At 70.3% G+C, this 25,541-nt stretch carries 24 protein-coding genes; 20 read left to right on the top strand and 4 right to left on the bottom strand.

Annotated features, from left to right (window positions below; genetic code table 11):
• From ABD716_RS09770 to guaA, 4 genes are read left to right on the top strand one after another with little or no spacing between them, the layout of a single operon-like run.
• Window positions 1-1,413: a cation:proton antiporter gene (locus tag ABD716_RS09770; RefSeq protein WP_344776320.1), complete on the top strand. Its 1,413-nt coding sequence runs from the start codon at window positions 1-3 to the stop codon at window positions 1,411-1,413.
• A complete protein-coding gene (locus tag ABD716_RS09765) occupies window positions 1,376-2,275 on the top strand; it encodes an SURF1 family cytochrome oxidase biogenesis protein (protein ID WP_344776319.1) in 900 nt (299 codons plus the stop codon). The genes ABD716_RS09770 and ABD716_RS09765 overlap by 38 nt, the downstream gene beginning before the upstream one ends.
• Before the next feature lie 4 nt (window positions 2,276-2,279).
• Window positions 2,280-2,816, top strand: coding sequence for a DUF3817 domain-containing protein (locus ABD716_RS09760; protein ID WP_344776317.1), 537 nt, complete (start codon window positions 2,280-2,282; stop codon window positions 2,814-2,816).
• Window positions 2,812-4,413, top strand: coding sequence for a glutamine-hydrolyzing GMP synthase (guaA, locus tag ABD716_RS09755; protein WP_344777235.1), 1,602 nt, complete (start codon window positions 2,812-2,814; stop codon window positions 4,411-4,413). Before ABD716_RS09760 ends, guaA begins: the two co-directional genes overlap by 5 nt.
• 169 nt (window positions 4,414-4,582) lie before the next feature.
• On the opposite strand, the gene ABD716_RS09750 is transcribed toward guaA, so the two are convergent.
• A complete protein-coding gene (locus tag ABD716_RS09750) occupies window positions 4,583-5,299 on the bottom strand; it encodes an SDR family NAD(P)-dependent oxidoreductase (protein WP_344776315.1) in 717 nt (238 codons plus the stop codon).
• Window positions 5,300-5,402: 103 nt separating this feature from the next.
• Here ABD716_RS09750 and ABD716_RS09745 point away from each other — a divergent pair, with 103 nt between their 5' ends.
• The 4 genes from ABD716_RS09745 to ABD716_RS09730 all read left to right on the top strand — a co-directional run bounded on the left by ABD716_RS09745 (window position 5,403) and on the right by ABD716_RS09730 (window position 8,607).
• Window positions 5,403-6,245: a helix-turn-helix transcriptional regulator gene (locus ABD716_RS09745; RefSeq protein WP_344776313.1), complete on the top strand. Its 843-nt coding sequence runs from the start codon at window positions 5,403-5,405 to the stop codon at window positions 6,243-6,245.
• Window positions 6,246-6,348: 103 nt separating this feature from the next.
• The gene (locus ABD716_RS09740) at window positions 6,349-6,801 is read left to right on the top strand and encodes a YciI family protein (protein ID WP_344776311.1); all 453 of its coding nucleotides are present in this window, start codon (window positions 6,349-6,351) and stop codon (window positions 6,799-6,801) included.
• 112 nt (window positions 6,802-6,913) lie between these two features.
• The gene (locus tag ABD716_RS09735) at window positions 6,914-8,137 is read left to right on the top strand and encodes an RNA polymerase sigma factor (protein WP_344777233.1); all 1,224 of its coding nucleotides are present in this window, start codon (window positions 6,914-6,916) and stop codon (window positions 8,135-8,137) included.
• Window positions 8,134-8,607 (top strand): tetratricopeptide repeat protein, encoded by a 474-nt coding sequence (locus ABD716_RS09730; RefSeq protein ID WP_344776309.1) that lies wholly within the window; start codon window positions 8,134-8,136, stop codon window positions 8,605-8,607. The genes ABD716_RS09735 and ABD716_RS09730 overlap by 4 nt, the downstream gene beginning before the upstream one ends.
• 112 nt (window positions 8,608-8,719) lie before the next feature.
• Here ABD716_RS09730 and ABD716_RS09725 read toward each other — a convergent pair whose 3' ends face one another.
• Window positions 8,720-9,544, bottom strand: a complete 825-nt coding sequence (locus tag ABD716_RS09725; protein WP_344776307.1) for a Bax inhibitor-1/YccA family protein — start codon at window positions 9,542-9,544, stop codon at window positions 8,720-8,722.
• A gap of 83 nt (window positions 9,545-9,627) precedes the next feature.
• On the opposite strand from ABD716_RS09725, the gene ABD716_RS09720 reads away from it, so the two are divergent.
• The 4 genes from ABD716_RS09720 to ABD716_RS09705 all read left to right on the top strand — a co-directional run bounded on the left by ABD716_RS09720 (window position 9,628) and on the right by ABD716_RS09705 (window position 15,022).
• A complete protein-coding gene (locus tag ABD716_RS09720; protein ID WP_344776305.1) occupies window positions 9,628-11,058 on the top strand; it encodes a glycosyltransferase family 39 protein in 1,431 nt (476 codons plus the stop codon).
• A gap of 54 nt (window positions 11,059-11,112) precedes the next feature.
• Window positions 11,113-12,138: a glycerophosphodiester phosphodiesterase family protein gene (locus tag ABD716_RS09715; protein ID WP_344776303.1), complete on the top strand. Its 1,026-nt coding sequence runs from the start codon at window positions 11,113-11,115 to the stop codon at window positions 12,136-12,138.
• A 118-nt stretch (window positions 12,139-12,256) separates the two neighbouring features.
• Entirely contained in the window at window positions 12,257-12,439 is a 183-nt protein-coding gene (locus ABD716_RS09710) for an antitoxin (RefSeq protein WP_344776301.1), read from the top strand.
• Between the two features lie 159 nt (window positions 12,440-12,598).
• Window positions 12,599-15,022, top strand: coding sequence for an ATP-dependent helicase (locus ABD716_RS09705; RefSeq protein ID WP_344776299.1), 2,424 nt, complete (start codon window positions 12,599-12,601; stop codon window positions 15,020-15,022).
• Between the two features lie 6 nt (window positions 15,023-15,028).
• On the opposite strand, the gene ABD716_RS09700 is transcribed toward ABD716_RS09705, so the two are convergent.
• The gene (locus tag ABD716_RS09700) at window positions 15,029-15,511 is read right to left on the bottom strand and encodes an ATP-dependent zinc protease family protein (protein WP_344776297.1); all 483 of its coding nucleotides are present in this window, start codon (window positions 15,509-15,511) and stop codon (window positions 15,029-15,031) included.
• 44 nt (window positions 15,512-15,555) lie between these two features.
• Between ABD716_RS09700 and ABD716_RS09695 the strand changes: the two genes are divergently transcribed.
• From ABD716_RS09695 to sucD, 3 genes are all read left to right on the top strand, one after another.
• Window positions 15,556-16,749 (top strand): RimK family alpha-L-glutamate ligase, encoded by a 1,194-nt coding sequence (locus ABD716_RS09695; protein ID WP_344776295.1) that lies wholly within the window; start codon window positions 15,556-15,558, stop codon window positions 16,747-16,749.
• A 92-nt stretch (window positions 16,750-16,841) separates the two neighbouring features.
• Window positions 16,842-18,011 carry an ADP-forming succinate--CoA ligase subunit beta gene (gene sucC, locus ABD716_RS09690; protein ID WP_344776293.1) on the top strand — a complete coding sequence of 390 codons (1,170 nt, stop codon included), beginning with the start codon at window positions 16,842-16,844 and terminating at the stop codon, window positions 18,009-18,011.
• Between the two features lie 33 nt (window positions 18,012-18,044).
• Window positions 18,045-18,953, top strand: a complete 909-nt coding sequence (sucD, locus tag ABD716_RS09685; protein WP_344776291.1) for a succinate--CoA ligase subunit alpha — start codon at window positions 18,045-18,047, stop codon at window positions 18,951-18,953.
• 76 nt (window positions 18,954-19,029) lie between these two features.
• On the opposite strand, the gene ABD716_RS09680 is transcribed toward sucD, so the two are convergent.
• Window positions 19,030-19,467: a MarR family winged helix-turn-helix transcriptional regulator gene (locus ABD716_RS09680; protein ID WP_344776289.1), complete on the bottom strand. Its 438-nt coding sequence runs from the start codon at window positions 19,465-19,467 to the stop codon at window positions 19,030-19,032.
• Between the two features lie 103 nt (window positions 19,468-19,570).
• Here ABD716_RS09680 and ABD716_RS09675 point away from each other — a divergent pair, with 103 nt between their 5' ends.
• The 5 genes from ABD716_RS09675 (at window position 19,571) to ABD716_RS09655 (ending at window position 25,438) form a co-directional block, all read left to right on the top strand.
• Entirely contained in the window at window positions 19,571-20,491 is a 921-nt protein-coding gene (locus ABD716_RS09675) for an alpha/beta hydrolase (protein WP_344776287.1), read from the top strand.
• Between the two features lie 152 nt (window positions 20,492-20,643).
• Complete coding sequence (locus ABD716_RS09670) at window positions 20,644-21,912, top strand: cell division protein PerM (protein WP_344776285.1); 1,269 nt, start codon at window positions 20,644-20,646, stop codon at window positions 21,910-21,912.
• A 9-nt stretch (window positions 21,913-21,921) separates the two neighbouring features.
• A complete protein-coding gene (gene purN, locus ABD716_RS09665) occupies window positions 21,922-22,518 on the top strand; it encodes a phosphoribosylglycinamide formyltransferase (protein WP_344776283.1) in 597 nt (198 codons plus the stop codon).
• Entirely contained in the window at window positions 22,515-24,182 is a 1,668-nt protein-coding gene (purH, locus tag ABD716_RS09660) for a bifunctional phosphoribosylaminoimidazolecarboxamide formyltransferase/IMP cyclohydrolase (protein WP_344776281.1), read from the top strand. Before purN ends, purH begins: the two co-directional genes overlap by 4 nt.
• A 71-nt stretch (window positions 24,183-24,253) precedes the next feature.
• Window positions 24,254-25,438, top strand: coding sequence for a dimethylarginine dimethylaminohydrolase family protein (locus ABD716_RS09655; protein WP_344776279.1), 1,185 nt, complete (start codon window positions 24,254-24,256; stop codon window positions 25,436-25,438).
• Window positions 25,439-25,541: the final 103 nt, after the last annotated feature.

The following is a 25,541-nucleotide window of genomic DNA, read 5'->3' as shown; positions in this document are numbered from 1 at the left end:
GTGGACGCCGCGGCCCTGCTTGCTGCCGCATCGGGCGGTCACGGTGATCTCGCCGAGAACCTGATCACCCTCGGCATCCTGTTCCTCATCGCGTACGTGCTGGGGCGCCTGGCGCGTCGCATCGGGCTGCCCGCGATCCCCGTGTACATGGTCGTCGGCCTGCTCGCGAGCCCGCACACGCACGTCTTCCCGCTCGATTTCGAAGCTGCGGATGTCCAGCTGATCGCCGTCTTCGGCCTGCTGCTGCTGCTCTTCAGCCTCGGCCTGGAATTCGACCAGGACGAGTTCTTCGGCAACCTGAACCGGCTCCTGATCTCCGGCGGCTCCTACGTCGCGATCAACCTCGGTGCGGGCATCGCGTTCGGCTTCTGGGTCGGCTGGGGCACGCGCGAGGCGCTGATCATCGCCGGCATGACGGCGACCTCGTCGAGCGCCATCGTCACGAAGCTGCTGATCGAGCTGCGCCGGCTGACGAACGACGAGACGCCCATGATCCTCGGCGTCACCGTCATCGAGGACATCTTCATCGCGATCTACCTCGCCATCGTCTCGGCTGCGCTCAGCCATGCCGCGGGATTCTGGCCGATCGTGCTGCGGCTCGCCATCGACTTCGTCTTCATCGTCGTCATGTTCTCGATCGCGCGCTGGGGCGGCAGGTATGTCTCGCGCCTGCTGCAGACGAAGGACGACGAGCTCTTCACGGTGCTCTTCTTCGGCCTCGCCGTCGTGTTCGGCGGCATCGGCGAGCTCATCGGCGTCACCGATGCGATCGGCGCGTTCCTCATCGGTGTCGTGCTCGGCGCGACGCGCTACCACGGCCGAATAGAGCGCGTCACGGTTCCGCTGCGCGACATCTTCGCGGCCTTCTTCTTCCTGAACTTCGGGCTCGATCTCGACATCGCCAAGTTCCCGCAGGTGACCTGGGTCGTGATCGCCGCGGTCGTGCTGACGATGCTGCTGAACTTCGGCGCGAGCCAACTGATCGCCTGGATGAACAAGATGGACTTCACCGCGGCGGTGAACACCTACGTCATCCTGCAGAACCGCGGCGAGTTCGTGCTGATCCTCGCGACGCTCGCGGTCGGGGCGGGTCTCGACTCTCGCCTCACCCCCTTCGCCGGCCTGTACGTGCTCATCATGGCGATCCTCGGGCCGCTGCTCGCGGCGAACTCCGACCGCTTCAACGCGCTGGTCAAGCGCGCCCGCCAGCGGGCTGCGAAGAGGCGGGAAGCGCGGCGCGCTGCGCGCGAGGCGACGGCGCCAGCGGGTGATTCCCAGCTTGCCGATGGCCCGACGGTGTCGAATAGGGAACAGCCGCACGCCATCGATCGGCTGGTCGACGAGGCGATGCTGGCGACCGACTCGGATTCCGGCCATGAGGCCGACGCACGAAAGCAGCCCGAAGATCTCTGACCACGCCCCGCATCCCGGCGACCTGACGCTCTTCCAGGTCATGCGCCGCCCGCGCTGGATCGGCGTGCTCGTCGTCGCGCTCGCGATCGCGGCGGCCTTCGCGTACCTCGGCAAGTGGCAGCTCACCCGCGCCGTCGAGGCGCGCCAGGTCGGCCCGCAGGTCACCGAGACGACGCACCAGCTCCACGACGTGCTGCACCCCGGGAAGGCGATCGCGAACGACCGGGTCGGGCAGCTGGTGACGGTCCGCGTCACCACGGTGCCCGCCGACTACACGCTCATCCAGGATCGCGACAACAACAGCGGGCGCAGAGGGTGGTGGGTCGTCGGGCACGCAGTCGTCGCCGACGGGCCCGATGCCGGCGCCCATCTCGCCGTCGCGCGGGGCTTCACCGCCAGCCGCGCGGTCGCGCTCGCCGTTCAGCAGCGGCTCGCCGCGGCGTCCCCCGAGCAGCTCGAGCTCGCCGGCCGCATCCAGCCGACGGACCCCCCCCAGCAGCCCGAGGACAGCCTCGACGGCGACCCGCCGACGATGAAGGACATGGCCGTCGCCATCCTGATCAACCACTGGTCGGGCCTCGGTGACAGCCCGAAGTTCTTCGAGGCTTACCTCGTCGCGAGCGACCACGTTCCCGACGGCCTCGTGCCGATCTACGCGCCACCGCCCATCCAGCAGAAGTCGATCGACTGGCTCAACGCCTTCTACGCCGCCGAGTGGGCCGTCTTCGCAGGCTTCGCCGTGTACCTCTGGTACCGCCTGGCGAAGGATGCCTGGGAGCGCGAGGTCGACGACCAGCTCGCCCTCCGCGAGGGCTCCGACGAGGCATCCGATCAACCCACAGCACGGCAGAAAGTAGACTAGGAACATGCCGCAGGCCAGTGCCCCGTCCACCGAAGACGGGACGTATCTCGCCCGCCTGTGGGAGCAGCTGCGCAGCGTCAAGGGCGCCCGGCCGCGCCCCGCTGACCTGCCGAAGGTGCCCGCGGCCCTGCGCCTCTACCAGGTGACCGCCTGGATCACGGGTGTCATGCTGCTGCTGCTGTGCGCCGAGATGGTCATCAAGTACGGCTTCGGGCACTGGGTCTACGCCTTCCAGCCCGGCGAGCCGATCATCTCGTTCCCGCTTGTCAACGCGGCGACCGACCCATATCAGCAGGGCGTCAACCTCTCCATCGCGGTGCTGATCGCCCACGGCTGGCTTTACGTGCTCTACCTGTTCGCCGACTTCCGCCTGTGGAGCCTGATGCGCATGCCCTTCACGAAGTTCGTGCAGATCGCGCTCGGCGGCGTCATCCCGTTCATGTCCTTCATCGTCGAAGGCCTGATCACCAAGCAGGTCCGCACCTACCTCGCCGAGCACGCACCGGCGCCCGCCCCCGTCACCGCAGGAGGACAGGATTAGCACGCAAGAGAGCACCGAAACGTCGCAGCTGGAGGAGCGCCCGGTTCTCGTGGTCGACTTCGGCGCGCAGTACGCGCAGCTGATCGCACGACGCGTGCGCGAGGCATCCGTCTACTCCGAGATCGTGCCGCACACGATCACCGCGGCAGAGGTGGCGGCGAAGAACCCGGCAGGCATCATCCTCTCGGGCGGCCCGTCGTCGGTCTACGAAGACGGCGCGCCCGCGTTCGACTCCCGCGTGTTCGACCTCGGCATCCCGACGCTCGGCATCTGCTACGGCTTCCAGGTCATGGCGCAGGCGCTCGGCGGCGAGGTCGCGCAGACCGGGCGCCGCGAATACGGGGCGACGGATGTCTCGGTGTTGGCGCCTCAGAGCACGCTGCTCGACGGCCAGCCGACCGAGCAGATCGCGTGGATGTCGCACGGCGACTCCGTCTCTCGCGCCCCCGAAGGCTTCGAGGTGCTCGCCTCGACCCTGTCGACCCCCGTCGCCGCGTTCGCGAGCGACGAGAGGAAGTTCTACGGCGTGCAGTGGCACCCCGAGGTGAAGCATTCGCAGTACGGCCAGAGCGTGCTCGAGAACTTCCTGCACCGTGCCGCCGGCATCCCCGCCGACTGGAACAGCGAGAACGTCATCGAGACGCAGGTCGCGCGCATCCGCGAGCAGGTCGGGAACGCGCGCGTGATCTCGGCGCTGTCGGGCGGTGTGGATTCCGCCGTCTCGACCGCACTCGTGCACAGGGCCGTCGGCGACCAGCTGACCGCGGTGTTCGTCGACCACGGGCTGCTGCGCAAGGGCGAGCGCGAGCAGGTCGAGAAGGACTACGTCGCCTCGACCGGTGTGCGGCTCATCACGGTCGACGCGGCCGACACGTTCCTCGGCCACCTCGAGGGCGCCACCGACCCCGAGCAGAAGCGCAAGATCATCGGCCGCGAGTTCATCCGCGCGTTCGAGAAGGTGCAGCGCGAGCTGGTCGCCGAGGCCGAGGCCTCCGGCGGAGAGCCGGTGAAGTTCCTCGTGCAGGGCACGCTCTACCCCGACGTCGTCGAGTCGGGCGGGGGCACCGGAACCGCGAACATCAAGAGCCACCACAACGTGGGCGGGCTTCCCGAGGACCTCGACTTCGAGCTCGTCGAGCCGCTGCGCACGCTGTTCAAGGACGAGGTGCGCGCGGTCGGGCGCGAGCTGGGGATTCCCGAGGCGATCGTCTCGCGCCAGCCGTTCCCCGGCCCGGGTCTCGGCATCCGCATCATCGGCGAGGTGACGCGCGAACGCCTCGAGATCCTGCGCGAGGCCGACGCGATCGCGCGCTCCGAGCTCACCGCGGCGGGCCTCGACGAGGCGATCTGGCAGTGCCCGGTCGTGCTGCTCGCCGACGTGCGCTCCGTGGGCGTGCAGGGCGACGGCCGCACCTACGGCCACCCCATCGTGCTGCGCCCGGTCTCTTCCGAGGACGCCATGACCGCCGACTGGACCCGCGTGCCCTACGAGGTGCTGGCCCGTATCTCGAACCGCATCACCAACGAGGTGCCCGAGGTCAACCGCGTGGTGCTCGACGTGACGTCGAAGCCGCCGGGGACCATCGAGTGGGAATGAGAGAAGCCGCCCGCGGGCGGCTTCTCTCGTTGTGTCGGCTGTTCGCGGTGCGCGCGAGCTTCGGCGTCCCTCTCGTTTCACTTGCATGAGGGAACAGGTTCAGCGCGGCGCAGAATCTGTTCCCTCATGCAAGTCGTACGAAGGGGACGTTCCGGAGCGGGGCGCCCCGTTACCAGCCGAGCTCGCCGTCGTCCTCCTGGAAGGTTCCCGTCGGGCCGTCGGCGCCGATCGTCGCGAGCTTCACGACGATCTTCGCGCTCTCGGACGCCGGGCGCCCCGGGTGGACCCCCGGCTCGCCGCCGCCGAGCTCGGTCGCGGTGACACCCGGCTCGATCGCGTTGAACTTCACCTCGGGCACGGCCTTCGCGTACTGCACGGTCAGCATCGAGACCGCCGCCTTGCTCGGTCCGTAGACGAGCGTGGGGAAGTGCGACGCCGGGCGCGAGTCCTCGTGTACGGCCCAGAACGAGCCGAGCGCGCTGCCCACGTTCACCACGACCGGGTTCGCCGACCGGCGCAGCAGCGGTAGCGCGGCCTGGGTGACCCGGATGATCCCGACGACGTTCGTGTCGAACACCGCGAGGGCGCTCGGCCCGTCGGTCTTCTCGGCGACGCCGTCTTCGCCGAACTCGTACGACGCGATGCCGGCGTTGTTGACGAGCACGTCGAGGCCGCCGTCCGCCTCGATCTGCCCGAGTGCAGCGGCTACCGAGGCGTCGTCGGTCACGTCGAGCTGCACGAAGCGCGCCCCGAGCTCCTCGGCCGCGGCGCGGCCGCGGCCCTCGTCGCGCGAGCCCACATAGACGGTGTGCCCGAGCGCGACGAGCTGCCGGGCGGTTTCCTTGCCGAGGCCCTTGTTGGCCCCGGTGATGAGTGTCGTTGTCATGCGAACCAGACTCGCCCGAGGCATCCGCTCTCAAACAGTCGTCCCTCTTTCGTAGGAACGGCAGGGCCATGCAACGGATGCCGGAGCGGCGCACACTGGGACGGTGGAGAATCGCGAGTTCGGTCAGGCCGTGCGGCGGTGGCGCGATCGGGTCGCGCCCGAGGCCGTCGGTCTTCCGCAGGGCGGCCGCCGCCGCGCCACGGGCCTGCGCCGCGAAGAGCTGGCCGGCCTCGCCGGCATCTCGGTCGACTACCTGACCCGGCTCGAACAGGGGCGCGCGACGTCGCCGTCCCTGCAGGTGCTCGAGGCGCTCGCCCGCGCCCTGCGGCTCAGCGACCCCGAGCGCGAGCTGCTCTTCCGCCTCGGCGGGCAGGTGGCTCCCGGCCCGGGCCTCGTGTCGTCGCGCATCCCCCCAAGCGTGCAGCGCCTGCTCGACCGGCTGACCATGAATCCGATCGTCGTCTACGACGCGATGTGGAATCTGATCGTGGCCAACGCGGGCTACGAGGCGCTGACGGGTGCGAGCGCCTGGCACGGCATCGAGCGCAACGGCGTCTGGCGCAACGTGGTCGGGCCGGGGCCCGCTGCCGTGCACACTCCCGAGCAGCTCGCCGAGCAGCGCGAGGGCATCGTCTCCGACCTGCGGCTCACCGCCGCGAAGTACCCCGACGACCCGCGCGTCCATCGGCTGGTCGCCGAGCTGCGCCGTCAGAGCGTGCTGTTCGCGACGCTGTGGGACTCTGCCGAGCTGCGGGCGCACGAGGATCGCTCGCGCCACAAGTACTTCGACCACCCGTCGGTCGGCCGCATCGGACTCGACTGCGACACCTTCATCGTGGCGGGCGACGATCTGCGCATCATGGTCTACTCCGCAGAGCCCGGAAGCGAGGACGCGGAGCGGCTCGAGCTCGCGATCGTGCTCGGCACCCCGTCGCTCACGAACTGATCCGCACGTTTTTCCGGCGCGTTGTCGATCCGCGCCTTTCCCGCTCGACGCTTCGGTGACAGGGTCGTGGCAAGAGCGACTCGCACACAAGGAAGGCTCACCGATGAGCACGTACATGCTGATCATGCGCACCGTCGACGAGGCGGCTGCGCAGCAGGCCATGGCAGAGGCCGGTCTGGACTTCGAGAAGATGATCGAGACGATGGGCCGCTTCAACGAGGAGCTGTTCAACGCGGGCGTCCTCGTCAGCGCGGAAGGCCTCGAAGACGCACAGCTCGGCGCCGTCGTCGACTATTCGACGACGCCCCCGGTCGTCACCGACGGCCCCTACGGCGAGGCCAAGGAGCTGTTCAACGGCTACTGGCAGATCGACGTGCCGACGAAAGAGGCGGCGATCGAATGGGCGCTCAAGGTGCCCGCCGGCCCGGGGGTCAAGACCGAGATCCGCCGCGTGCCGTCGATCGACGAGTTCCCGAGCGACAACCCGTGGATCCAGCGCGAGATCGAGTGGCGCACCGAGCTGCTGCGCCGCCAGCTCGCCAAGGCGGAGGGCTGAGCGAGATGCCGAAGTTCATGATGATCATGCGCGTCTGCGGCCGCATCGAAACCCTCGCCCGATGTGAACAGACCAGGCGTCCGCCCGCCGCGCCGTCGCCGCCGTCTGGCGCATCGAGTCCGCGCGGATCGTCGCGACGCTGACGCGCTACACACGCGACTTCGCGCTCGCCGAAGACCTCGCGCAGGAGGCGCTCGCGGAAGCTCTCGCCGGGTGGCCGGTGCACGGGGTGCCGGCCAACCCGGGCGCCTGGCTCGTCGCGGTGGGCAAGCGGCGCGCGATCGACGGCTGGCGCCGCGACGCCGCGCGCGACGAGAAATATGCACAGCTCGCCCGCGAGCGCGAGATCGACGAGACGGATGCCTCGGGCGGCACCCCCTGGGACCCCGACGCCATCGACGACGACGTGCTGCGTCTGGTGTTCATCGCGTGTCACCCGGTGCTGTCGCGCGAGGCATCCGTCGCCCTCACCCTGCGCACGGTGGGCGGCCTCACGACCGACGAGATCGCGCGCGCCTTCCTCGTGCCGGTCGCGACGGTGCAGCAGCGCATCGTACGCGCCAAGAAGACACTCGCCGCCGCGGCGGTGCCGTTCGAGGTGCCGCCCCGCGACGAGTACCCGGCGCGGCTCTCGGCGGTGCTGTCGGTGCTCTACCTGATCTTCAACGAGGGCTACGCGGCCGCCTCCGGCCCGGAGTGGATGCGCGCCGACCTCGCCCGCGAGGCGCTGCGGCTCGCCCGCGTGCTCGCCGAGCTCGTGCCCCGCGAGCCCGAGGTGCACGGGCTCGCGGCCCTCATGGAGTTCCTGGCGGCGCGCTTCCCCGCGCGGGTCGACCGGGAGGGGCATCCGATTCTGCTCGCCGACCAGGATCGCTCGCGCTGGGACCGGGCGCTGATCGCCCGCGGCCGCGCTGCACTCGCGCGTGGCGATGCGCTCGGCCGTGGCCGCGGGCCGTACGGCCTGCAGGCGGCGATCGCCGAGTGCCACGATGCGGCCGCGACGGTCGACGACACCGACTGGGCTCGCATCGTGCTGCTCTACGAGGCGCTCGGACGCGTCGCGCCCTCGCCCGTCGTCGAGCTCAACCGCGCCGTTGCGGTGTCGATGGCCGAGGGGCCCGCGACCGCCCTGCGGCTCGTCGATGAGCTCGTCGCGGCCGGGGAACTCGCGGGGTATGGCCTGCTGCCGAGCGTGCGCGGCGAGCTGCTGGCGCGTCTCGGGCGGGCCGACGAGGCGCGGGCGGAGTTCACGCGGGCGATCGCCCAGACCGCGAACGAGCGCGAGCGTGCGGTGCTCGAGAGCAGGCTGCGCGGCCTGGCAGGATCGGGTGCGTGAGTGAGACCAGCTGGCGGGCGCGTGTCGACGCGTTCTGGGCCGAGTTCGATGACAGCGACGCGGAGGGATGCCTGAACCGCATGCGCGCCCTCGTCGACGAGCGCCCCGCCGGCGACCCCGAAGCGCTCGCCGAGTGGGGCGGCGTGCACGACTCGCTCGGTCTCGAGGAGGAGGCCGTCGGGCCGTACCGCGCGGCGCTGGCGGCGGGACTGCCGCCCGAGCACGCCCACCAGGTGACGATTCAGCTCGCGAGCACCCTGCGGAACCTCGGCCGGACGAGCGAAGCCCTCGAGCTGCTCGACGGGCTCGACGCCCCTGAGCTCGGCGACGCCCCTGCGTTCTTCCGCGCCCTGGTGCTGCACAGCGCCGGCCGCTCGGCGGAGGCGCTGCAGACGGCGCTCACCGCGCTGGCAGAGCACCTGCCGCGCTACCAGCGCTCGGCCCGTGCCTATGCGGCTGAGCTGGCGTAGGCCCCGCCCCTGCCCGTGGTTTTGCGTCCCGGCCCGACGTTCGCGTCCTCGCGAGCGGGCGCAACTGTCGGCGCGGGACGCAAAACGTGTTCCCGCGCGGCGCCGCGCCTGGCTAGTTGCGGCCGCCGCCGCTCAGGATCGCGAACAGCCGCAGGAACTCGACGTACAGCCAGATCAGGGTCACCATCAGGCCGAAGGCGCCTTGCCAGCCGTATGCCCGCGGCACCCGGTTCTCGACCCCGTTCTTGATGAACTCGAAGTCGAGCACGAGCGAGTACGCACCCATCAGCACCGCGAGGACTCCGACGATCAGGCCGAGCGGAATGCCCATGAAGGTCATCGAGTTGAGGCCGAAGGCGAGGTCGGAGGAGACCCCGCCGAACACCATGAGCCCGACGTTGACCAGGCTGTAGACGGCGTAGCCGATCATCGCGCCGAGGAAGACCTTGGTGAGGCGGTTGGATGCCCGCACCTTGCCGCTCGCGAAGAGGGCGAGCATGACGCCGAAGACCCCGAGCGTGGCGATGACCGCCTGAACGACGACGCCGCCGAAGACCTGCTCGAAGATGCGCGAGATGCCGCCGAGGAAGAGGCCTTGCGCCGCGGCGTACATGACGATCAGCGCGGCCGACGGCTTGCGCTTGAAGGCGTTGACGAGGCCGAGGACGAGGCCGACGATGGCGCCGACGATCGTGAGCGCGGGCACGAACCAGGCGACGACGCCCGTGGCCAGCAGCACGGCGAACAGCGCGACGGTCTTGACGACGGTGTCTTCGTAGGTCATGCGGCCGGTCTCGGCCGAGCCGGCGCTGCGCGCGTTGAAGAGTGCTTCGAGGTCGGGGCCCTGCCCGACCGTGCTCGGGTCGACCGGCTGGGGCGCACCGCCCGCACGGAAAGCGGAGACGCGGTTGAGGGCCGGGTTGTTGGACGCTGCCATGAATACGACGGTAGCCGCATGTGCGACTCCTGTGGCTGACAAGCACCCTTGAGAACCGTGCACGCGCACGCGAGGCTGAACCCGTGCCTGCAGCCGGCCGATCGTGGAGCCTCGGCGCCCTCGCCGCGCTGGTCGCGTTCGCCTTCTCGTGGGTCCCGTCGTACTGGGCCGACGAGGTCGCCACGGTACGGGCGGCCCGGCTCCCACCGGCCGAACTGCTCGAGTTCACGACGCGCTACGTCGACGCCGGGCACACCGTCTACTACATCGCCCTGCACTACTGGTCGGCGCTCTTCGGCTTCTCGGAGGCGGCCACGCGCGGATTCTCCGCCCTCGGGGTCGGCGTCGCCGTCGCGCTCACGGCGCTGATCGGCCAGCGGCTCGCTCGGCCCCGGCTTGCGCTCGCGGCCGGGGCACTGCTCGCGCTCATGCCGCGGCTCACGTGGGCGGGTACCGAGGCGCGGTCGTATGCCTGGACGGCGGCATTGGCCGCCGCGGTGTGGCTGCTGCTCCTCATCGCGCTCGACCGCGGGGGCTGGTGGTGGGTCGCACTAGGGGCGGCCGCGGCGCTCTCGGTCGCGGTCTTCCTGCTCATCGCCACCCTGCTGATCGCGCAGCTGCTCTTCGTGCTGCTGGGCAGCCGCCGACGCGCCTGGCTGCCGCTCGTCGTGACGTGGGCCGCCGCGCTCGCCGCGGCGAGCCCCGTGCTGCTCATGGGGTGGCTCGAGCGCTCGCAGATCGCCTGGATCGGCCCGAAGGGCGCCTTCACGCCGTGGACCGTGCTCGTGGAGCCCGCCGGCGAGCTCGCCTGGGCCTACAGCTTCGCTGTCTGGATCGTGCTCATCGTCGCGGCCGCGCGCTGGCGCCGCGTGCTGCGGGCGGGCTCCGGCTGGCTGCTGCTCGCGGGCTGCTGGGTGGTGGTGCCGTTCGCCGTGACGATCACGGCGAGCCTCATCGGCTCGCCGGTCTTCACGAGCCGCTACCTCACCTTCGCCATGCCGGGCCTCGCGCTCGCGCTCGCCGCCGCCCTCGCGGCGCTCGGCACACGTCGGGTCGTCGCGAGTGTCGCGATCGCGCTGGTGCTGCTCGCCCTCCCCGCCTACGTCGGGCAGCGGCTGCCGTTCGCCAAGCCGCGAGAGAGCGACCTGCGCCTCGTCGCGCAGACGGTGCAGGCGCACGCGGGCGCGGGCGACGCCATCCTGTTCGCGCCGGGTCGGGCCCGTGAATCCCTCTTCGCGTACCCGCAGTACTACCGGGGCATGGTCGACATCGCGGTCAAGACGCCGTTCCCCGCCTCGGGGTCGTTCAGCGATCGCACGGTGCCGCTCGCCGACAGGGCCGCGAGGCTCGCGGGCATCCGCACGGTCATCCTCGTCATCCCGCGGCACGGAACGCCCTGCACCCAGACGCGCGACGCGGCGGCACTGCGCGCGCACGGCTTCACGCCGACCGACGGCTACCCCACGCACCGCGAGGTCGTCTGCCGCTTCGAGCACGCGGGAAACGGTGGCTGACCGGGGTCTGTCAACGTCACATGGCCGGAACACGCCGTGGCTACCATCAACGGCATGCGCGCGCACGGTTCCCCCCTCGTGATCGGTCACCGCGGTGCGAGCGGGTACCGACCCGAGCACACCCGGCAGGCCTACGAGCTCGCCTTCCAGCTGGGGGCCGACTTCGTCGAGCCCGACATCGTCGCCACGAAGGACGGCGTGCTCGTGCTGCGGCACGAGAACGAGATCTCGGGCACGACGGATGTCGCAAATAGGCCCGAGTTCGCCGCGCGGCGCACCACCAAGGAGGTCGACGGCGTGCCCGTCACGGGCTGGTTCACCGAGGACTTCACCTGGGCCGAGCTGTCGACGCTGCGGTGCCGCGAGCGACTCGGCGGGCTGCGGCAGGCGAGTGCGAGCTTCGACGGGCAGTACCCGATCATGCGCCTCACCCACCTCTTCGACCTCGTCGACAGCCTCGCCGAGACCACCGACCGCGAGCTCGGCGTGGTCGCCGAGATCAAGCACGCGAGCTACTTCGAGTCGATCGGCCTGCCGCTCGACGAGCTGTTCGCCGACGAGCTGCAGCAGGTCGGCTGGCAGAGCGAGCCGAGCCGGCTCATCATCGAGTCGTTCGAGAAGACCGTGCTGCGGAAAGTGCGCGAGCGGGGCATCCGCGGCAATCGCATCTACCTGATCGAGGCGGGCGGCGCGGCCTTCGATCTCGTCGCGCGTGACGGGGCGGATGCCGCGAGCTATGCCGACGAGATCGGCGAATTGGGCCTCTACGGCCTTGCGACCCGTCAGGGGCTCGATGCGATCGAGGGCATCAGCGTCGACAAGAGCCTGCTGCTCGACGCCGGCTCGGAGAGCGGAACGAGCGACCTCGTCGACCGCGCCCACACCGTGGGGCTCGCGGTGTTCACGTGGACGCTGCGGCCCGAGAACCGCTTCCTGTCGGCGCCGTTCCGCACCGAGGGCGGCAAGGCCGATTTCGGGCACTGGCAGCACGAGTTCCGCACCATCATGGCGTCGGGAGTCGATGGCGTGTTCGCCGATCATCCCGACCTCGCGCTCGTCGTGCGAGATGCCGCCGCGTGATCTCTCAGTAGCGCGCGAGCCGCGCTCCGTAGTGGGGTAGACAGGATTGTCTTCCCCATGCGGGTCGAAGGCGGCTAGGGTGTGGCGCGAACCACTTCAACTGACGAAAGGGGCGCGCATGGGATTCCTCGATGACGCGGTCGACAAAGCCAAGGACTTCCTCGGAACCGACCAGGGCGAGCAGGTGAGCGACAACGTCCTCGCCGGCGTCGCCGACAAGGCCAACGACCTCACGGGCGGCAAGTTCGAAGACCAGATCGCGCAGGGCCGGCAGACGGCCGACGACGCGATCGGCGACTAGCCACTCGGTCGGCCAGAATCGGGGCTCGATACGCTCGCTGGCGCTCGCTGCTCGACCACCGTTGGTCGAGCAGCCTGCGTGAAACCGGGGGTATCGAGCCCCGTTCGGCTTCCGGCCAGGGGTCTTCATGTCGGTCGCGCAATTTAGACTTGGCTGGCAATGACAGACGCGCGCGCATCCGACTCCTTCCTGCCGATCATCGTCGACGGCGATCAGGGGCCGCGTGGCGGCGACGAGGCGTTGCTCGAGGGTCTCAACCCGCAGCAGCGCGAGGCGGTCACCTACCGTGGGCCGGCGCTGCTCATCGTCGCGGGGGCGGGCTCGGGGAAGACGCGCGTGCTCACGCACCGCATCGCCGGCCTGATCGGCAGCCGCGAGGCGTGGCCGAGTCAGATCCTCGCGATCACCTTCACCAACAAGGCCGCGAGCGAGATGCGCGAACGCGTCGAGGGGCTGCTCGGTCAGGCATCCGAAGGCATGTGGATCTCGACCTTCCACTCGGCCTGCGTGCGCATCCTGCGTCGTGAGGCCAAGCAGTTCGGCTTCACCGAGAACTTCACGATCTACGACTCGGGCGACACCCGCGCGCTGCTCAAGCGCATCATCAAAGAGAGCGAGGCCGACACCTTCGGCTTCACGCCCGCGAGCGCCGGCGCAAAGATCTCGAAGCTCAAGAACGAGCTCGAGGACTACGAGTCGTACGCGCGCAGCGCCAACCGCGACGACCCGGCCGAGCAGGTCTTCCTGCAGATCTTCCGCGAGTACACGCGCGCGCTGCGGGCCGCGAATGCCTTCGACTTCGACGACCTGATCGCGCAGACCGTCTATCTGTTCCGGGCGTTCCCGCGCGTCGCGGCGAACTACCAGCGCCGGTTCCGGCACATCCTGGTCGACGAATACCAGGACACGAACCATGCGCAGTACTCGCTCATCCGCGAGCTGACGAAGCCCGTGCCGCCGCACCTCGTCGCCGAGCTGAAGGCCGACGGGCTGTATGTCGACGGTCTGACGGGGCCGTCCGGCGAGATCCCCGGGGCGTCGCTCACCGTGGTGGGCGACTCCGACCAGTCGATCTACGCGTTCCGCGGCGCCGACATCCGCAACATCACCGAGTTCGAGCACGACTTCCCCGGTGCGCGGGTGGTGCTGCTCGAGCAGAACTACCGCTCGACGCAGAACATCCTCTCGGCGGCCAACGCGGTCATCTCGAACAACTTCGACCGCAAGGCGAAGAACCTGTGGACCGATTCCGGCGACGGTGAGAAGATCGTCGGCTACACGGGGTACTCGGGGCACGACGAGGCGCAGTTCGTCGCCGACGAGATCGACGCGCTGCGGCGCGCCGGCGTGCCGTACAACAACATGGCGGTCTTCTATCGCACGAACTCGCAGACGCGTGCGCTCGAAGAGATCTTCATCCGCTCGGCCGTGCCGTACCGCATCATGGGCGGCACCAAGTTCTATGAGCGGGCCGAGATCAAAGACGCGATGGCGTACCTGATCGCGGTGGCGAACCCCGCCGACGAGCTCGCCGTGCGGCGCATCCTCAACACCCCGAAGCGGGGCATCGGGCCGGCGACGGTGACGCAGCTGGGGTCGTTCGCGAGCGACAACGGCATCACCTTCCGAGACGCCCTGCGGGCGGCATCCGACCTGGGCCTCGGGCCCAAGGTGACGGCCGCGATCACGCGGCTCTCCGATCTGCTCGACGAGACGGCCGCCATGATGGACCCCGAGAACCCCGGCGGGGTCAAGCCGGTTCCCGAGCTGCTGACGCACCTGCTGGCCGGCTCGGGTCTGCTCGACGCCCTGCGCAGCTCGCGCGACCCGCAGGATGAGGCGCGCGCTGAGAACGTCGAAGAGCTCGTCGCCGTGACGAAGGAGTTCGCGCGGAACAACCCGGGCGGCACGCTCACCGACTTCCTCACCGAGGTGTCGCTGGTGGCCGCCGCCGACGAGCTCGACGACTCGACCGGAACCGTCTCGCTCATGACGCTGCACACCGCGAAGGGGCTCGAGTTCGACGCCGTGTTCCTCACCGGCGTCGAGGAAGACCTGATCCCGCACCGCATGTCGGCGAACGAGCCGGGCGGCCTCGCCGAAGAGCGACGGCTGTTCTACGTCGGCATCACGCGCGCGCGCAAGCGCCTGTACCTGTCGCTCGCGATGTCGCGTGCGCAGTTCGGCGAGGTGAATGTGGCGATGCCGAGCCGGTACCTGCAAGAGATCCCCGCCGAGCTGATCGACTGGCGGCGCTCGCCGGGGGCCGCGAACGGCCGAGACGGCACGATGTCGCGAGCGCTGAATGCGAAGCGCCCGGGCTTCGGGTCCGACCGTGCGGCGGCGACGGCCGCGGCGCTGTCGAAGCCGAAGACCGAATGGGCCAACAAGGTGACGGCGACGGTGCGCGACAACAGCGCGCTCGAGCTCGCCCCGGGCGACCGCGTGAAGCACGTCGACTTCGGCGAGGGCCGCGTGCAGGACGTGACGGGCGAGGGGCCGAAGCGCATCGCGCACGTGCAGTTCGACAGCGCCGGCTTCAAGAAGCTGCTGATCAAGATCGCCCCGATCGAGAAGCTGTAGCGGCGGTTACTCCGCCGTCTTGTTCGCCTGGCGCACCTGGCGCGGCGGCTTGCCGCCGAGGTAGGAGCCGGCCGGGTCGACCAGGAAGCCGTTCGACAGCGCCTCGCGGCCGACCAGCATGCGGAAGCCCATGGCGTCTCGCCGGGTGAGCGTCACCTCGACGGGAAGCGTGCGGTCCAGCATCCTCAATTCGATCAAGACGACGACGCGATTCTGGATGTGCCCCGTCGAGCTGCGCACGCGGCGGCGGTCGTGCACCGGCAGTTCGATCTGCGCGCCGTCGCGCGAGCTGAACTGCCACGGGTGCACCTCGAATCGCACCCAGGGCCCGCCGTCGCGGGTGAACTCGCGCAGGCCGAAGGCATGCAGCGACGAGGTCTGGGCGCCGGTGTCGATCTTCGCCTTGATCCAGGGGATGCCGAGCCCGGGCAATCCGACCCATTCGCGCCAACCCACCAGGCTCGGTGGTGTTGGATTGCTGGGGGTCATGCCGCCAATCCAATCGGAATCACAGCCCAACAGGAAAATCCCGAGTGAAGATCGCCATCTTGTCGCGCGCGCCGCGCAGCTACAGCACCCAGCGCCTGCGAGCCGCCGCCGCTGATCGGGGTCATGACCCCAAGGTTCTGAACACCCTCAGGTTCGCGATCGACCTGTCGGCCGAGACGCCCGATCTGCTCTATCGCGGCCGCCCGCTGTCGGACTACGACGCCGTGATTCCGCGCATCGGCAACTCGATCACGTATTACGGCACGGCCGTCGTGCGCCAGTTCGAGCAGATGGATGTCTACACGCCGAACACCGCGAGCGGCATCAGCAACTCGCGCGACAAGCTGCGCGCCAACCAGATCCTGTCGCGCCACGGCGTCGCCATGCCTCCGACGGCCTTCGTGCGCAACCGCGCCGATGTCGTCTCTGCGATCGAGCGCGTCGGCGGTGCACCCGTCGTGCTCAAGCTCATCGAGGGCACACAGGGGATCGGCGTGATCCTCGCGCCCGAGCTCAAGGTCGCCGAGGCGATCATCGAGACGCTGCAGTCGGCCCGGCAGAACGTCCTGATCCAGCGGTTCATCCGTGAATCGCGCGGCCGGGACATCCGCGCCCTCGTCGTCGGCGACCGCGTGGTCGCCGCCATGCGCCGCACCGCGCAGGGCAACGAGTTCCGATCGAACGTGCACCGCGGCGGTCAGGCCGAAGGGGTCGAACTCGACGAGGACTACGCCCGCACGGCCGTGCGCGCCGCGCAGATCATGGGGCTCAAGGTCGCGGGCGTCGACATGCTCGAGAGCGACGACGGGCCGCTCGTCATGGAGGTGAACTCGTCGCCCGGCCTCGAGGGCATCGAGACGGCGACGAAGCTCGACGTGGCGGGCGCGATCATCGACTACATCGCGAATCAGGTGGCGTTCCCTCAGATCGACGTGCGCGAGCGCCTGTCGGTCTCGACGGGCTACGGCGTCGCCGAGCTCGTGGTGCACGGCGACGCCGAACTCGTCGGCACGACGCTCGGCGAATCGGGGCTGCGCGAGCGCGACATCACGGTGCTCACCCTGCACCGCGGTACGGGCGTCATTCCGAACCCGGGGTTCGGCACGCGGCTCGAGGCCGAGGACCGCCTGCTGTGCTGGGGCCGCGTCGAGGAGATGCGCTCGATGATCCCCGAGCGGCCCAAGCGGCGGCCGCGCGTCAAGAAGCTGCCGAAGAACCCGCTGCCCGCTGAAGAGTAGGGCTCTCACGCCCAGCCAGGCTCGGGGCGGCAAGCCGGCCGGGGTAGAGTGGCCTGCGGCAATTGTCTCGATGTCGAGAGAAATGGAACACAGTGGATCTGTACGAGTATCAGGCCCGAGACCTGTTCGAGAAGTACGACGTGCCCGTCTTGAAGGGCATCATCGCCGACACTCCGGACGAGGTGCGGAAGGCCGCGCAGACGCTGGGTGGCGTCACCGTCGTCAAGGCGCAGGTGAAGGTCGGCGGTCGCGGCAAGGCGGGCGGCGTGAAAGTCGCGAAGACCCCCGATGAGGCGTTCGCGGCGGCGCAGGCGATCCTCGGCCTCGACATCAAGGGCCACACCGTGAAGCGCGTGATGGTGGCCGAAGGCGCCGACATCAAGCAGGAGTTCTACTTCTCCGTGCTGCTCGACCGCGCCAACCGCTCGTACCTCTCGCTCGCGTCCTACGAGGGCGGCATGGAGATCGAGCAGCTCGCCGAGGAGCGCCCCGAGGCGCTCGCGCGCGTCGAGGTCGACCCCGCTGAGGGTCTGCCCCTCGAGAAGGCGAAGGAGATCGCGGTGGCCGCGAAGTTCCCCGCCGAGCTGGTCGACAAGGTCGCGCCGGTGTTCGTGAAGCTCTTCGAGGTCTACACCGGCGAGGACGCGACGCTCGTCGAGGTCAACCCGCTCGTCCTCACCGGCTCTGGCGACATCATCGCCCTCGACGGCAAGGTCTCGCTCGACGACAACGCGGCCTTCCGCCACCCCGAGCACGAGGCGCTGGTGGATGCCTCCAGCGAGGACCCGCTCGAGGCGAAGGCGAAGCAGAACGACCTCAACTACGTCAAGCTCGACGGCGAGGTCGGCATCATCGGCAACGGCGCGGGCCTCGTCATGTCGACCCTCGACGTCGTCGCCTACGCAGGCGAGGCGCACGGCGGCGTGAAGCCCGCCAACTTCCTCGACATCGGCGGCGGCGCCTCGGCCGAGATCATGGCCGCCGGCCTCGACGTGATCCTCGGCGACCCGCAGGTCAAGAGCGTGTTCGTCAACGTCTTCGGCGGCATCACCTCGTGCGTCGCCGTCGCGAACGGCATCGTCGCAGCCCTCGGCATCCTGGGTGACGCGGCGACCAAGCCGCTCGTCGTGCGCCTCGACGGGAACCAGGTCGAAGAGGGCCGCGCGATCCTCACCGGCGCGAACCACCCGCTGGTCACGCTGGCCCTCACCATGGACGACGGCGCTGACAAGGCCGCGCAGCTCGCGGCATCCGCCGCCTGAATCGCCGATCGAGATCAAGGACTAGAGAGAACAATGTCGATCTTCCTCAACAAGGACTCCAAGGTCATCGTCCAGGGCATCACCGGCGGCGAGGGCACCAAGCACACCGCGCTCATGCTGAAGGCCGGCACCCAGGTCGTCGGCGGTGTGAACGCGCGCAAGGCCGGCACCACCGTGTCGCACACCGCCGCCAACGGCTCGCCCGTCGAGCTTCCCGTGTTCGGCACGGTCGCCGAGGCGATCGAGAAGACGGGCGCCGACGTGTCGATCATCTTCGTGCCGCCGGCCTTCGCGAAGGACGCGATGGTCGAGGCCATCGACGCCGAGATCCCGCTGCTGGTCGTCATCACCGAGGGCATCCCCGTCGGCGACTCGGCCGAGGCCTGGGCGCACGCCAAGGCCAAGGGCAACAAGACCCGCATCATCGGCCCGAACTGCCCCGGCATCATCACGCCCGGCGAGTCGCTCGTCGGCATCACCCCGGCCAACATCACGGGCAAGGGCCCGATCGGCCTCGTCTCGAAGTCGGGAACGCTGACCTACCAGATGATGTTCGAGCTGCGCGACCTCGGCTTCTCGACCGCCATCGGCATCGGTGGCGACCCGATCATCGGCACGACGCACATCGACGCGCTCGCCGCGTTCGAGGCAGACCCCGAGACGAAGGCGATCGTCATGATCGGCGAGATCGGCGGCGACGCCGAGGAGCGCGCCGCGGCCTTCATCAAGGAGCACGTGACCAAGCCGGTCGTCGGCTACGTCGCCGGCTTCACCGCCCCCGAGGGCAAGACCATGGGCCACGCCGGTGCCATCGTCTCGGGCTCCGCGGGCACCGCGCAGGCCAAGAAGGAAGCGCTCGAGGCCGCCGGCGTCAAGGTCGGCAAGACCCCCAGCGAGACCGCGCAGCTGCTGCGCGAGGTGTTCGCGAGCGTCAGCGCGTAGGCGCGCCGCGCACATGTCCTGAGGAATCCCGCGGGCGGCTTCGGCCTCCCGCGGGATTCTTCGCGTTTCGCGCGGCCTACGCCGGCCGGCGCGCGTCGACGGAGGCGGCCAGCTTGACGAGCAGTGCGCGCAGCGTGCGCAGCTCGCCGCTCGAGAGCCCGCTGACGAGATCGGTGACGGATGCCTCGAACGTCGGCGTCCCCTCGGCGAGCACCTTCGCCCCGGCATCCATCAACACGATCCACGACGATCGCCGGTCGTCGGGGTTGGGAATGCGCTCGACCCAGCCGGCCGCCGCGTAGCGGTCGATGATCTTGCTCGCCGTGCCGACGCGCAGGTCGAGCGCGCGCACGATGTCGTCGACGCGCGCGTGCTCGGCCTGCGCGATCAGGGACAGGATCTCGATCGTCCCCACCGTCACGCCGTGCTCGGCCTTCATGCGCGCATCGACCGCGTTGTACAGCGAGATCTCGGCGCGCACGAGCTCATCGAAGAAGTCGATCGAGGCGGACACGGGGCTCCTCAGAAATATTCTTGGGAATTAGATTCCAGAGAATGTAGTTTGGTTATTTAGATTCCTTGGAATCAAGATCACCATAACCTACGAGGGGAACGCCATGGGCAAGGCACAGCGCGACGCCGTGAACGCCGCGATCCGCGAGGCTGCGAAGGGCCTCGTCGCCGACACGATCGACGAGCGCCGCGCGCTTTTCGAAACCCGGGCTCAGCCTGGCGACACCCGCGGGCTGACCGCGACCGAGACCGTGCTCGGCGGCCGGCCCGCCCTCGAGATCATCGATGAGGCGCGGGATGCCGGCACGCTGCTGTACTTCCACGGCGGGGGCTATGTCGTCGGGTCGCACCGCACCGGCGCGCGACTGGCCGCAGAACTGGTGCGCCGCACGGGCCTGCGCGCGTGGTCGCTCGACTACCGGCTCGCGCCCGAGCACCGCATTCCCGCTGCGGCGCTCGACGGCCTTGCGGCCTATCGCGAGCTGCTCGAGCGGGGCGCCGATCCGGCGCACATCGTGATCGCCGGCGATTCGGCCGGCGGCCATCTCACGGTCGGCACGCTGCTGCTGGCCCGCGATGCGGGGCTGCCGATGCCGGCGGCCGCGGTCGTCTTCTCGCCCATGAGCGACCTCGCGATGACGGGCGCGAGCCTCACGTCGAAGGGCGGGGTCGACCCGATCTTCACCCGTGCCGACATCGAGTTCTTCGCCGCGCAGCAGGTGGGTGACGGGGGCATCGACTCGCCGATCGCGAGCCCCGGGCGGGTCGGCGACCTGCGCGGGCTGCCGCCGTTCCTCATCCAGACCGGATCGTACGAGGTGCTGCTCAGCGACTCGGTGCTGCTGGCGGGGCGCCTCGGCGAGGCCGACGTCGATGTGACGCTCGAGATCGTCGGCGGCGTGCCGCACGTCTTCCCCGACCTGTTCGGTCAGCTCGACGAGGCCGACGCGGCGCTCGACCGCGCGGCCGCGTTCATCGACGGGCGGCTCGCGGTGGCGGCCCCTGTGGCGGCTCTCGCGGAATAGTGCCCCCGGCCGACGTCTGCGCCCGGCGCCGGGGGCGCAGACGTCGGCGGCGGGCGCAGAACCCGGCCCAGCCTGTGCAGACGCCGAGTCGTGTGGGCAGCGGGCGGCGAGGCATCCGCGCCCCCGCTGAACGCCCGCATAACGTGACATCCATGACCCGTGCAGTCGTCGCGTTCCTCGCCGCCGTCGAGGCGGTGATCACGGCGGCGATCGGCATCGGAGTCGCGCTCGCTCCGCTCACGCTCGTGTGGGCGGTGCAGTACCACATGGCGACCAGCTGGGCCGTGTTCTGGCGCGCGTCGGTGGATGCCTGGCTGCTCGGCCTCGGCGTCGACGCGCACGTCGACCTCGACCGCGTCACGGCGCTCGGCCTCGGCCTTCCGGGCGCCGTTCCCTCGTTCACCGTGACGATCGCGGGCCTCGGGGTCGCCCTGTTCACGGTGTTCATGGGCGCGCGCATCGGGCGGCGCGCGGCCGAGACGCCGTATGTCCTGACCGGCGCGATCTCGGCGGTCGCGACGTTCACCGTCACGGCGCTCGTCGTCGGGCTCACCGCTCAGGCGCAGGTGTTCGGACCCGTCGTCGGCCAGGTCGCGCCCGTCGCGGGCGCCACCTTCGCGGTCGGCACGCTGCTCGGCATCGGGCTCGACTGGGCCGCCGACCGCGACCACGTGCCGCCGGTCCTCGCGCACGCGTTCGGCCCCGAGACGCGCATGGTCATCGCGGCCTCGCTGCGCGCCGCCACGGGCGCCGTGGCGCTGCTGGTCGCGGCATCCGCCGTCTTCGTCGCGGTGCTGCTGTTCGCGCACTTCGGTCGTGCGGTCGCGCTCTACGAGGCGCTCCAGACCGGTTACCTCGGTGGCGTCACGCTCACGCTCGCGCAGCTCGCGTTCCTGCCGAACGCGGTGCTGTGGGCCATGTCGTGGCTGATCGGCCCCGGTTTCGCCCTCGGCGGGGGAGCGGCCGTCGCGCCGGGCTCCGCTCTCACATCCAGCCTGCCCGGCGTGCCGCTGCTCGCGATCGTTCCGGCGCATTCGCCGGCCGCCGCGTTCGTCGCCGTCGCGATTCCGGTGCTGGCCGGCGTGGCGAGCGGATTCCTCACCCATCGCGTTCTGCGGAAGGGAACGCCCCCGCTCGACACTCCGCTCGACCTGGTGCTGGTCGGCGCCGGCACGGCGGTGCTCGGCGGGGCGATGCTCGCGCTGCTGGCCTGGTGGTCGGGCGGCACCCTCGCGCCGGGGGCGCTCGCGCACCTCGGGCCGAGCGCGTGGAAGACCGGGGTCTTCGGCGGGCTCGAGCTGGGCGTCGGCATGGCGATCGGCCTCGCCGTCGGGCACTGGCGCAGCCAGGCGCACGACTGGGCCCCGCTGCGTGCGCCGTCCGCCGACGAGCCGAAGAAGGAGCCCGCTTCCGCCCGCTAGGCTTGGCCCGTGCTCTCGGTCGTCGTGCTCATCTCCGGGGGCGGGTCCAATCTGCGGGCGCTGCTCGAGGCAGCCGCCGACGCCGAGTACCCGGCCCGCGTCGTCGCTGTCGGCACCGACCGGCCAGAGGCCGAGGGTCTCGCGCACGCGGAAGCCTTCGGCATCCCCACCTTCGAGGTGGCCCTGTCGAGCTTCGAGAGCCGTGAGGCGTGGGGCGATGCCCTGCTCGAGCAGATCCGGCAGTGGAATCCCGACCTCGTCGTGCTCTCGGGGTTCATGCGCCTGCTGCCCCCGCACGTCGTCGACGCGCTCGTACCCCACCTCATCAACACCCACCCGGCGTACCTGCCCGAGTTCCCCGGGGCGCACGGGGTGCGCGACGCGCTCGCGGCCGGCGCCACCCAGACCGGCGCGAGCCTCATCGTGGTCGACAACGGCGTCGACACCGGCCCGATCATCGCGCGCGAGCGCGTGCCCGTAGAGCCCGGCGACACCGAGACGTCGCTGCACGAGCGCATCAAGCCCGTCGAGCGGCGCCTGCTGATCCAGGCCGTGCTCGACATCGCGAACGGACACCTCGACCTTAGGGAGATCGCACGCGCATGAGCGCCCACGCCGCAGACCCGAGCCTCTACCGCGACCGCGACGTCGTGCCCGTTCGCCGCGCCCTCATCTCGCTCTCCGACAAGACCGACCTCGACGTGCTCGCGAAGGCCCTCGCCGACGCGGGCGTCGAGATCGTCTCGACCGGGTCGACGGCGGCCAGCATCCGCGCCCTCGGCATCGACGTGACCGACGTGGCCCAGCTCACCGGGTTCCCCGAGTCGCTCGGCGGCCGCGTCAAGACGCTGCACCCGGCCGTGCACGCGGGCCTGCTCGCCGACCTGCGCCTCGAGGACCACGAGAGGCAGCTCGCCGAGCTCGGCATCGCGCCGTTCGAGCTCGTCGTCGTGAACCTGTACCCGTTCAAAGAGACCGTGGCCTCGGGCGCCCAGGGCAACGACGTCGTCGAGCAGATCGACATCGGCGGCCCGGCCATGGTCCGCGCGAGTGCCAAGAACTATGCGAACGTCGCGATCGTCGTCTCGCCGTCGTCGTACCCCGAGGTCATCGCCGCCGTGCAGGCGGGCGGCACGAGCCTCGCGCTGCGCGGCGACCTCGCGACCAGGGCGTTCCAGCACACCGCCGACTACGACGCGGCCGTGTCGGCCTGGTTCGCGCAGAACGTGGCGAGCGCCGCGATCACGGATGCCTCGCCCGAGCCCTCCTCGGCGGGAACCGACTTCCCGGCATCCGTCACCGTGACGGGCGCCCTGCAGCACACACTGCGCTACGGCGAGAACGCGCATCAGGCCGCGGCGATCTATGCGGACGGCGCGACGAGTACGCTGCAGGCCGGCGCGGGCATCGCGCAGGCCGAGCAGCTCGGCGGCAAGGAGATGTCGTACAACAACTACACGGATGCCGACGCCGCGCTCCGTGCCGCGTACGACTTCGACGAGCCCGCGGTCGCGATCATCAAGCACGCGAACCCCTGCGGCATCGCGGTGGCCGGCCCTTCCGGCGACATCGCCGAGGCGCACCGCAAGGCGCACGCCTGCGACCCGGTGAGCGCCTACGGCGGCGTGATCGCGGCGAACCGCACGGTCACCCTGGCGCTCGCCGAGGCGGTCAAGGGCATCTTCACCGAGGTGATCATCGCCCCCGACTACGAGCCCGCCGCGCTCGAGCTGCTGCAGAGCAAGAAGAACCTGCGCATCCTGCGCCTGCCGGCCGGCTACCGCCGTGCCGAGTACGAGTACAAGCAGATCTCGGGCGGCGTGCTCGTGCAGCAGGCGGATGCCTTCCCCGGCGGCTCCATCTCGGGGAGCTGGCAGCTGGTGGCGGGCGAGGCGGCCGATGCGGCGACCCTTGCCGATCTCGAGTTCGCCTGGCGCGCGTGCCGTTCCGTGAAGTCGAACGCGATCCTGCTCGCCTCGGGCGGTGCCTCGGTCGGCGTCGGCATGGGCCAGGTGAACCGCGTGGACTCCTGCCACCTCGCCGTCGAGCGTGCGAACTCGCTCGCCGAGGGCGAGGAGCGGGCCCGCGGCTCGGTCGCGGCTTCCGACGCGTTCTTCCCCTTCGCCGACGGCCCCGGCATCCTCATCGAGGCGGGCGTGAAGGCGATCGTGCAGCCGGGCGGGTCCATCCGCGACGAGGAGGTCGTCGCGGCTGCGAAGGCCGCCGGCGTCACGATGTACTTCACGGGCGAGCGGCATTTCTTCCACTGATGCCGTGCGCGTCGGCGCCGCAATGCGCCCCGGGACGGGCTCATAGGCGCCGCCGGTAGGCTGGGACGACCATGATCACGCCCTGGAGCCGCCGGCTCACCGCCTCGTTCCTCGCCGCCCTCGCCACCGCGCTCGTCGCGTTCGGTGTGACCGTGCTGGCGTTCTTCCTGATCGACTCGGCGAGCTCGCTCAGCCTGCAGACGCTGCTGCCGCTGGCAGAGAACTTCGCGCTACCGGCTCTCGTGCTGCTCATCGTGGCCTTCATCGCGGGGCTGATCGACGCGTTCGCGAGCTGGTGGTCCGCGCTGCTGGCCGGTCTGGTCGGCGGCCTGCTGGGGGCGTCGGCCGGCGGGCTCTCGATCGCTCACGGCGACGTGGTGAAGATCCTCGACCAGGCGGTCGCCTTCTACCTCTTCTTCGTGGTGGCGGCCACGGTGGTCACGCCGCTGCTCGGCCGGCGCGTGTGGAAGAACTGGATCTCGCGGCCCGCGACCCGCGGCCGCGTGGCCTTCGTGCGCGTGCCGTCGGCGAAGCTCGCCGAGGGGATCGTGACCAACCGCCCGCGCGTGCTGGTCGATCGCGACGCGGCCGACAAGCAGTGGGACGACTACGTCTCCGCCCTCACCGGCGCCGGCTGGCAGATCGTCGAGGTCGCGGCCGCCGACGACCAGCCCGACGCCGTGTTCGTCGAGGATGCCGCCGTCGTGCTCTCGCCCTCCGTGGCGCTGCTGACGCGCCCCGGCGCCGAGGCCCGCCGCGCCGAGGTGGCCGCCGTCGGCGACCGGCTGCGCGCGAACGGCTTCACGCTCTTCGAGCTCGAGGCGCCCGGAACGCTCGACGGCGGCGACGTGCTCGTCGTGGGCTCGACGGTGTATGTCGGGCGCAGCGGGCGCACGGATGCCGACGGCATCCGCCAGCTGCGCGAGGTGGTCACCATGGCCGGGCTTGAGCTGACCGTCGTCGCCGTGCCGGTGACCTCGGGGCTGCACCTCAAGACGCTCGCGAGCGCACTGCCCGACGGCACCGTGCTCGTCTCGGGCGAGCTCGAGCCGAGCGTGTTCGGCCGTGCGCTGCGCGTGCCGGCCGGCGAGAGCGCCAACGTCGTGCCGCTCGACGACCGCACCGTGCTCGTTCCGGCGTCGGCGCCCGGCACGGCCGACCTGGTCGCCGACCTCGGCTACACCGTCGTCAAGGTCGACCTCTCCGAGTTCGAGAAGCTCGAGGGCTCGGCCACCTGCCTCTCGATCCGCAGCTGAGGGCACCGGCTGGCGGTTTGTCACAACTTCTGTGCGAATCGGGGTCGATCGCTTGTCGGTGAATTCTCAGGCGCGCTAGGCTGACAGTTCGCTCCGCGTGTGA

It is taken from the genome of Gryllotalpicola kribbensis, assembly GCF_039538245.1.
Lineage (GTDB): Bacteria > Actinomycetota > Actinomycetes > Actinomycetales > Microbacteriaceae > Gryllotalpicola > Gryllotalpicola kribbensis.
The sequence above is the reverse complement of the archived record's forward strand: the minus strand, read 5'-3'. Positions and strand labels throughout refer to the sequence as shown.

What these genes read in the sequence shown, in the direction of transcription:
- ABD716_RS09700 (WP_344776297.1), bottom strand. Translation starts at nt 15,511, where the DNA reads ATGACCCCCAGCAATCCAACACCACCGAGCCTGGTGGGTTGGCGCGAA.
- ABD716_RS09705 (WP_344776299.1), top strand. Translation starts at nt 12,599, where the DNA reads ATGACAGACGCGCGCGCATCCGACTCCTTCCTGCCGATCATCGTCGAC.
- ABD716_RS09765 (WP_344776319.1), top strand. Translation starts at nt 1,376, where the DNA reads ATGAGGCCGACGCACGAAAGCAGCCCGAAGATCTCTGACCACGCCCCG.
- purH (WP_344776281.1), top strand. Translation starts at nt 22,515, where the DNA reads ATGAGCGCCCACGCCGCAGACCCGAGCCTCTACCGCGACCGCGACGTC.
- sucD (WP_344776291.1), top strand. Translation starts at nt 18,045, where the DNA reads ATGTCGATCTTCCTCAACAAGGACTCCAAGGTCATCGTCCAGGGCATC.
- ABD716_RS09715 (WP_344776303.1), top strand. Translation starts at nt 11,113, where the DNA reads ATGCGCGCGCACGGTTCCCCCCTCGTGATCGGTCACCGCGGTGCGAGC.
- ABD716_RS09725 (WP_344776307.1), bottom strand. Translation starts at nt 9,544, where the DNA reads ATGGCAGCGTCCAACAACCCGGCCCTCAACCGCGTCTCCGCTTTCCGT.
- ABD716_RS09740 (WP_344776311.1), top strand. Translation starts at nt 6,349, where the DNA reads ATGAGCACGTACATGCTGATCATGCGCACCGTCGACGAGGCGGCTGCG.
- ABD716_RS09750 (WP_344776315.1), bottom strand. Translation starts at nt 5,299, where the DNA reads ATGACAACGACACTCATCACCGGGGCCAACAAGGGCCTCGGCAAGGAA.
- ABD716_RS09670 (WP_344776285.1), top strand. Translation starts at nt 20,644, where the DNA reads ATGACCCGTGCAGTCGTCGCGTTCCTCGCCGCCGTCGAGGCGGTGATC.
- ABD716_RS09675 (WP_344776287.1), top strand. Translation starts at nt 19,571, where the DNA reads ATGGGCAAGGCACAGCGCGACGCCGTGAACGCCGCGATCCGCGAGGCT.
- ABD716_RS09710 (WP_344776301.1), top strand. Translation starts at nt 12,257, where the DNA reads ATGGGATTCCTCGATGACGCGGTCGACAAAGCCAAGGACTTCCTCGGA.
- ABD716_RS09760 (WP_344776317.1), top strand. Translation starts at nt 2,280, where the DNA reads ATGCCGCAGGCCAGTGCCCCGTCCACCGAAGACGGGACGTATCTCGCC.
- ABD716_RS09655 (WP_344776279.1), top strand. Translation starts at nt 24,254, where the DNA reads ATGATCACGCCCTGGAGCCGCCGGCTCACCGCCTCGTTCCTCGCCGCC.